Source organism: Streptomyces endophyticus (assembly GCF_035798155.1).
GTDB lineage: Bacteria > Actinomycetota > Actinomycetes > Streptomycetales > Streptomycetaceae > Streptomyces > Streptomyces endophyticus.
The window spans coordinates 58,396-65,010 of sequence record NZ_JAOZYC010000154.1; the positions used below are offsets into that span (position 1 = coordinate 58,396).

7 protein-coding genes and 1 pseudogene are annotated in these 6,615 nt (G+C 73.6%); 4 read left to right on the forward strand and 4 right to left on the reverse strand.

Annotation, left to right across the window (positions count from 1 at the left end):
* Positions 1-22 precede the first annotated feature (22 nt).
* Together OKJ99_RS31375 and OKJ99_RS31380 are read left to right on the forward strand one after the other, a co-directional pair.
* Positions 23-877 carry a helix-turn-helix transcriptional regulator gene (locus OKJ99_RS31375; protein ID WP_326021336.1) on the forward strand — a complete coding sequence of 285 codons (855 nt, stop codon included), beginning with the start codon at positions 23-25 and terminating at the stop codon, positions 875-877.
* A 124-nt stretch (positions 878-1,001) separates the two neighbouring features.
* Positions 1,002-1,175, forward strand: coding sequence for a hypothetical protein (locus OKJ99_RS31380; RefSeq protein ID WP_326021337.1), 174 nt, complete (start codon positions 1,002-1,004; stop codon positions 1,173-1,175).
* A 40-nt stretch (positions 1,176-1,215) separates the two neighbouring features.
* Here the strand turns inward: OKJ99_RS31380 and OKJ99_RS31385 are convergent, their stop codons facing one another.
* Positions 1,216-1,956, reverse strand: a complete 741-nt coding sequence (locus OKJ99_RS31385) for an SDR family NAD(P)-dependent oxidoreductase (protein ID WP_326021338.1) — start codon at positions 1,954-1,956, stop codon at positions 1,216-1,218.
* Between the two features lie 61 nt (positions 1,957-2,017).
* A complete protein-coding gene (locus OKJ99_RS31390) occupies positions 2,018-2,689 on the reverse strand; it encodes a maleylpyruvate isomerase N-terminal domain-containing protein (RefSeq protein WP_326021339.1) in 672 nt (223 codons plus the stop codon).
* A gap of 100 nt (positions 2,690-2,789) precedes the next feature.
* On the opposite strand from OKJ99_RS31390, the gene OKJ99_RS31395 reads away from it, so the two are divergent.
* Both OKJ99_RS31395 and lnt read left to right on the forward strand, forming a co-directional pair.
* Entirely contained in the window at positions 2,790-3,266 is a 477-nt protein-coding gene (locus tag OKJ99_RS31395; RefSeq protein ID WP_326021340.1) for a nuclear transport factor 2 family protein, read from the forward strand.
* A 101-nt stretch (positions 3,267-3,367) separates the two neighbouring features.
* Positions 3,368-4,936 (forward strand): apolipoprotein N-acyltransferase, encoded by a 1,569-nt coding sequence (lnt, locus tag OKJ99_RS31400; protein ID WP_326021341.1) that lies wholly within the window; start codon positions 3,368-3,370, stop codon positions 4,934-4,936.
* Between the two features lie 24 nt (positions 4,937-4,960).
* Here the strand turns inward: lnt and OKJ99_RS31405 are convergent, their stop codons facing one another.
* Both OKJ99_RS31405 and OKJ99_RS31410 read right to left on the reverse strand, forming a co-directional pair.
* Positions 4,961-5,863 carry a Gfo/Idh/MocA family protein gene (locus OKJ99_RS31405; RefSeq protein WP_326021342.1) on the reverse strand — a complete coding sequence of 301 codons (903 nt, stop codon included), beginning with the start codon at positions 5,861-5,863 and terminating at the stop codon, positions 4,961-4,963.
* Positions 5,860-6,540, reverse strand: a pseudogene (locus OKJ99_RS31410) (FAD-dependent monooxygenase); the annotation flags it as partial. The gene OKJ99_RS31405 and the pseudogene OKJ99_RS31410, both read right to left, overlap by 4 nt.
* Positions 6,541-6,615 lie beyond the last annotated feature (75 nt).

The following is a 6,615-nucleotide window of genomic DNA, read 5'->3' on the forward strand; positions in this document are numbered from 1 at the left end:
CCGGCCGGGGCACAGTGGTGGCATGGCACATGCGGAGCTGGGCGACTTCGGGGACACGGTGCGGCGCTGGCGGGACCGGCTCTCGCCGGGGGCCGCGGGGATCGCCGCCGTGGGGTCGCGGCGGGCCGCGGGGCTGCGCCGCGAGGAGCTGGCGCTGCTCGCGGGGATCTCGGCGGACTACGTCACCCGGCTCGAACAGGGCCGCGCCACCCACCCCTCCGACCAGGTCGTGGAGGCGCTGGCCCGCGCGCTGCGGCTGACGGACACGGAGCGTGAGCACCTCTTCCGGCTCGCGGGCCTCGCGCCGCCGGGGCGGGAGACGGTGCCGGCCCGGCTCACGCCCGGCGTACGCCGGCTCCTGGACCGGCTGTCCGGGACTCCGGCCGCCGTGTTCGACGCGGCGTGGACGCTGCTGCTCGCGAACCCGCTGTACACGGCGCTGCTCGGCGAGCGCCCCGAGTGGGGCGGCGGGCACGGGCGCAACGGCGTGTGGTGGACGTTCCTCGGGCCGACGAGCCGGGTCCGCCAGACCCCCGATGAGCGGCAGGCCATGGAGACGGCCCTGGTCTCGGATCTGCGCACGACCGCGAGCCGCTACCCGCTCGACCCGCGGCTGCACACGCTCGTCGACGAACTCCGCACGCGCAGCCCGCGCTTCGCCGAGCTGTGGGACTCGGGCGCGGTCGGCCGGCACGCCGCCGCGCGCAAGACGGTCGATCACCCGGAGGTCGGTCCGCTGACGCTGGACTGCGACATCCTCACGGTGGCGGGCGACGATCTGCGCGTCATGCTCTACACGGCCGAGCCCGGCACCCCGGACGCGGATCGCCTGACGCTGCTGGCCACGACGGTGCTGCCGACGCTGGTCGGCGCGTGACACCAGCGCCTCGCGCACCGTTCGTCACGCCGTCACCCAACTCCTTTACAGAGACGATCACTTGGCGCTCAAGAACGCTCGCTCAGGGTTCCCAAACCGGCCATCCCGAACGTAGCCTTGGCACATGCCGCCCGACAACTCTCGTCCTGTGCGGTCTGCCGAGGAAGTGAACGAGCAGATCCGCGGATTGTGGCTGCGCACAGCAGGCCGGCTCACCGGCGAGCAGCGCGCCGAATACGCGCTGCTGGTCACGGAATGGGCGGAAGCGGTGCGTGCGGAGGTCGTGAAAGCGGCCTGAACCCCTGGACCCCTGAACCGCCTCCGCAACGCCGGTCCGCTCAGCGGCCCCCTGCCACCCGCACCACGGTCCCTGTCGCGTACGAAGCGTCCGGTGACAGCAGCCAGGCGATCGCCCCCGCGATCTCCTCGGCCGTGCCCGGGCGCCGCAGCGGGATGCCGGGAGCGGCTTCGCGCGCGATGTCGGGCGTACCGCTGGTGGCGTGGATCTCGGTGTCGACGATGCCGGGCGCGACGCCGTTGACCCGCACGCCCACCGGACCGAGCTCCTTGGCGAGGCCGAGCGTGATCGTGTCCACGGCCGCCTTGGACGCGGCGTAGTGCACGTACTGGCCGGGGCTGCCGAGGGTGGCGGCCCCGGAGGACACGTTCACGATGGCGCCCGCGCCCGCCTCCGTCATGTCGCGCGCGGCGCGGCGGCAGCACAGCAGGACACCGAGGACGTTGACGTCGAGGACGCGGCGGAAGTCCTCGGTGCGCGCCTCGGCGAACGGGCCGACCGGCGCGGTGACGCCCGCATTGTTCACCAGGCCGGTGAGCGGCCCGAGTTGGGCACTCGCCTCGTCGAAGAGGCGCTCCACGTCCGCCTCTTGGGAGGTGTCGGCCCGCACGACGGCGCAGCGGGCGCCCGCCGCGCGCACGGCCTCGGCGGTGCGCTCGGCGGCGTCCTTGTCGTTCACGAAGGACAGCGCGACATCGTGACCTTCGCGCGCGAGACGCACGGACGTGGCGGCGCCGATGCCTCGGCTGCCGCCGGTGACGAGCGTGATGGGGCGGGTCAAGGGGGGCCTCCTGGTCAGAAGTACGTCCCCGTGGACCGGGATGTGGCCACGCGGACGATGATCATGTCGCGCCGGGCGCACCGTACCAGCGCCATTTCCCGCGCCGCTCCCTGCCCTCCAGCTCGCCCCGGCCCGTGGCCCACAGCAGCGTCACCCATGGCTCGGTGTCACCGGGGACGTCGGGGAAGAGGCGGTGCAGCGTGCGCGCGCACAGGTCGGCCGGTGGCGTGAAGTCGACGTCGAGTCCGAGGGCCAGGTCGTGCGCGTGCACCAGCGTCTCGACGACGCCCATCGCGGCGAAGCCCTCGGGGTCGGAGGCGCCGAAGACGTGGAATCCGCGGGCGGTCGGCGGGGTCGCGCGCACCACCGCGGCGAGGATCCCGCCGCCCGCCTCCAGGGCCCCGAGCATGGCGGAAGGGCCCGCGTCGAGGTCGACGGTGAGGGTGTTCGCCGGCCCTTCGGCGCGGCGCCGGCTGTAGCCCCAGCGCACATGGTCGTCCGCCAGGGGGCGCAGCGAGCCGATCTGCGCCGCGTAGAAGAAGAGGTCGTCGGCGAGGTGTTCGCCGGTCTCCCAGCACGTCCACTGGAGCGAGCCCGCCGGGCCGTTCCAGTCGGCGTCGGGCGCCGCGGTCCGCAGTGCGGCGACCGTGAGCTCGACGGCCCGCGCGACGTCGTCCGCCGTGACGGGCCCTGGTGTCCCGGCCGGGAGTCGGGTGTTCGGATCAGCTGACATGGCGCGACCGTAACAGCGCACGCGGCGCGCTCCCCAGGAGTTTTCGACCCGGCGGCGCACGCCTCTTGGCTCCGTGCGCCCGTGGCCCGAGACTGAGCCGATGACGCAGCGTGTGGAACTCGCGACCGTCCTCGACCGCCTCGCCGTCGACGAGTTGGTGACGGACTACGCCGCGGCCGTGGACGACGGCGACTGGGCGGCGTACCGCGCCCTGTTCGAACCGGAGGGCCGGGCCGACTACCGGGAGGCGGGAGGCGTGGAGGGCAGCGCGGCGGAGATCGCGCAGTGGCTGTCGACGACGATGGAGCTGTTCCCGATGCGCCAGCACCTGATCGTGAACCGGCGGGTCCGTTTCGACACGGTCGACCGCGACATCGGCGACACGGGCCGCGTCCGGGCCGACTACTTCAACCCGATGCGCTTCGCGGGCGACGGCGACTCGACCGCCCCCGACTTCATCTGCGGCGGCCGGTACTCCTTCGACCTCATCCGTACGACCAGCGGCTGGCGGCTGCGCCGGGTGACGGTCTACGAGAAGTGGCGCCGCACCCCCCAACGGGCCGCCGCGGGCAGCTGACCCGCCCCCGCCCATCGCCCACTGTCGTTGATCGTCGGCGGCGCGCACACTGGAGAGCGCGAGGCGATGGTCGTACGAGTACGAGTCGGGAGGCGCGGCGCATGGAGGGGTGGCGGCAGCGGCTCGACACGTCACGGTGGTGGCGCGGCGCCGCGGCGGTCGGCGCGGGCGCCCTGCCCGCGCTCGCGTTCCCGGCGCCCTCCCTGTGGTGGTTCGCGTACGTCGCCCTCGTGCCGTGGATGCTGCTCGCGCGCTCGGCCGGCACGCCGCGCCGGGCTGCGCTCGACGGCTGGCTCGGCGGGCTCGGGTTCATGCTCGCGGTGCACCACTGGCTGCTGCCGAGCCTGCACGTGTTCACGCTGATCCTCGCGGCGCTGCTCGGCGCGCTGTGGGCGCCGTGGGGCTGGCTGCTGCGCCGCCTCCTGCACGGTGGGCCGACGCCGGGGCAGGCGGCGACCGCGCTTCTCGCCGTCCCTTCGTGCTGGCTGATGGTCGAACTGGTCCGTTCGTGGCAGGGGTTGGGCGGCCCGTGGGGTCTGCTCGGCTCCAGCCAGTGGCAGGTGACGCCCGCGCTGCGGCTCGCGTCGGTGGGCGGCGTCTGGCTGCTCAGCCTGCTCGTGGTGGCCGTGAACACCGGCGTGACACTCCTCGTCGTCGCGCGCGGCGCCCGCGCTCCCGCGGTGGCCGGTCTTGTCGCGACGGTCACGGTCACCGGGGCCGCGTGGGCGTGGGCGCCGCGGCCCGAGGTGGACGGTCGGGCGCGGATCGCGGTGGTGCAGCCGGGCGTGGTCGACGGCCTCGGCAGCATCAGGGCCCGCTTCGACCGGGAGGTGCGGCTGACCCGTCAGTTGGCGGACCGGGACGTGGACCTCGTGGTGTGGGGCGAGAGCAGCGTCGGCTACGACCTGCCCCGCCGCCCCGATCTCGCCCGCCGGCTCGCCGCGCTCTCCCGCGAGGTGGACGCGGAGATCCTCGTCAACGTCGACGCACGGCGTCGCGCCGCCGACGGCTCGGGCCAGGGCATATACAAGAGTTCCGTGCTGGTCGGCAAGCGCGGCCTCACCGGCGACCACTACGACAAGATGCGGCTCGTCCCCTTCGGCGAGTACGTACCCGCGCGCTCGCTCCTCGGCTGGGCCACCTCGGTCGGCAAGGCGGCGGGCGAGGACCGGATGCGCGGCACGCGGCAGGTCGTGATGGACGTGCGCCACGGCGAGCGGACGCTGCGCGTCGGGCCGCTGGTCTGCTTCGAGTCGGCGTTCCCCGACATGACGCGGCGGCTGACGCAGGACAGGGCGCAGGTGCTGCTCGCGCAGTCCTCGACGTCGACGTTCCAGCACAGTTGGGCGCCCGAGCAGCACGCTTCGCTCGCCGCGTTGCGGGCCGCTGAGACCGGCCGCCCGATGGTGCACGCGACGCTGACCGGGGTCTCCGCGGTGTACGGCCCGGACGGGTCGCGCGCCGGTGCCTGGCTGGGCACGTCGGCGAGCGCGGCCCGCGTCTACGACATGCCGACCGCTCGGGGCACCACGCTGTTCGTACGCTTCGGCGACTGGCCGGTGCACGGGGCGGTCACGGTCCTGGTGGCCCTGGCGGCCATCAAGCCCCTGCGGCGTTTGAGCAGCGGGGTCCGGGGCAGAGCCCCGAACCGCAACGCCGTCACCGGCTGAACAGCTCGTTCGACCCCCGCTGAATCACACCCGCCGCGACACCTCACGCACGACCTGCTCACACAGCTCATGCGTGGCCAACGCGTCCCGCGCACTCAGCACCTTCCCGGCACGCACCGCATCGAGGAAGGCAAGAACAGCCTGCTCGATCCCCCGCTGGCGAGCGACCGGCACCCAGTCCCCGCGCCGGCGAACGGAGGGCTGCCCCTTGTGGTCGACCACATCGGAGAGGTTCAGCACCTGCCGCTTGGAGTCCTGCCCCGACACCTCGAGGATCTCCTCGGTGGAGCCGCTCAGCCGGTTCATGACGCCGAGCGCGGTGAACCCGTCGCCCGCGAGCTGGAGCACCACGTGCTCCAGCAGGCCGCCCTCGACGCGGGCGCGCACGGTCACGTCGTCGACCGGTCCCGGCGCGAGGAAGCGCAGCGTGTCGACGACGTGGATGAAGTCGTCGAGGACCATCGCGCGCGGCTCCTCGGGGAGCCCGACGCGGTTCTTCTGCATCAGGATCAGCTCGCGCGGGTGCTCGACGCACTGCGCGTACCCGGGCGCGTAGCGGCGGTTGAAGCCGACGGCCAGGCTCACGCCGCGCTCCTCGGCGAGCCGTACGAGCCGCTCGGACTCGGCGAGTTCGTAGGCGAGCGGCTTGTCGACGTACGTCGCGACGCCCGCCTCCAGGAGCCGCGTGACGATCTCCGGGTGGGCGGTGGTGGGCGCGTGCACGAACGCCGCGTCGAGGCCCTGCGCGAGGAGCGAGTCGAGGTCGGCATGGCGCTGCGATGCGGGCACGCGGAGCTGGTCCGCGACCTCGGTCAGGGTCGCGGGCGTCCGCGTCTGCAAGTGCAGTTCGAGCGCGGGCTGCGCGCCGAGCACCGGCAGGTACGCCTTCTTGGCGATGTCTCCGAGTCCGATGACGCCGACTTTCACGTCTGTGTGCTCCTGTCCTGCGATGACCGGTCCTTACCGGCCCGCTGCTGCGTTTGGGCAGCATACGGGGCGGCGTACGGCTCGCGCTGGGGCGGGCGCCAGTCCGCGATGCCGTCCATGCCGCGCAGCAGGAAGGCCGGGCCGAGCGCCCCGACGGCGCGGATCGCCGTGTTGCGCAGGGCGATCAGGGGCCGGTTCGCGGTGAGGTTGACGCGGCTGACGGTCATCGCCTTGCGGGCGATCATCGTCGTACGGGGCTGCCGTGCGGCGGTGTAGCCGGGCAGGTCGAGCGGGGCGTCGGGCGCGGCGTGGTGGGCGAGGACGACCGCGTCCTCGATGGCCTGGTTGCCGCCCTGGCCCAGGGTCGGCGCCATGGCGTGCGCGGCGTCGCCGAGCAGGGCGACGCGGCCGCGGTGGAAGGCGGGCAGCGGCTCGGCGATCTGGTGGACGTCGTGGCGCAGCACCTGGCCGGGCTCGACCGCGTCGAGGATCGCGGGGATCGGGTCGTGCCAACTGCCGTACAGGCGCCGGAGTTCCGCCTTCTCGTCGCCGCCCGGCGCCCGCTGTCCGGCCGGGGCCATGGACGCCGCGTACGCGTAGACGGTGCCGTCGGCGAAGGGGTGGGTGCCCCAGATCCGGCCGGGGCCCCAGGTCTCGTGCTGGGTGAAGGGGCGGCCTAGTAGTGCTTCGTTAGGTCTGTTCGTTGAGGCTGATCAGGAGCATGCTGGATGTGTGGACGCACATGAAGTGAA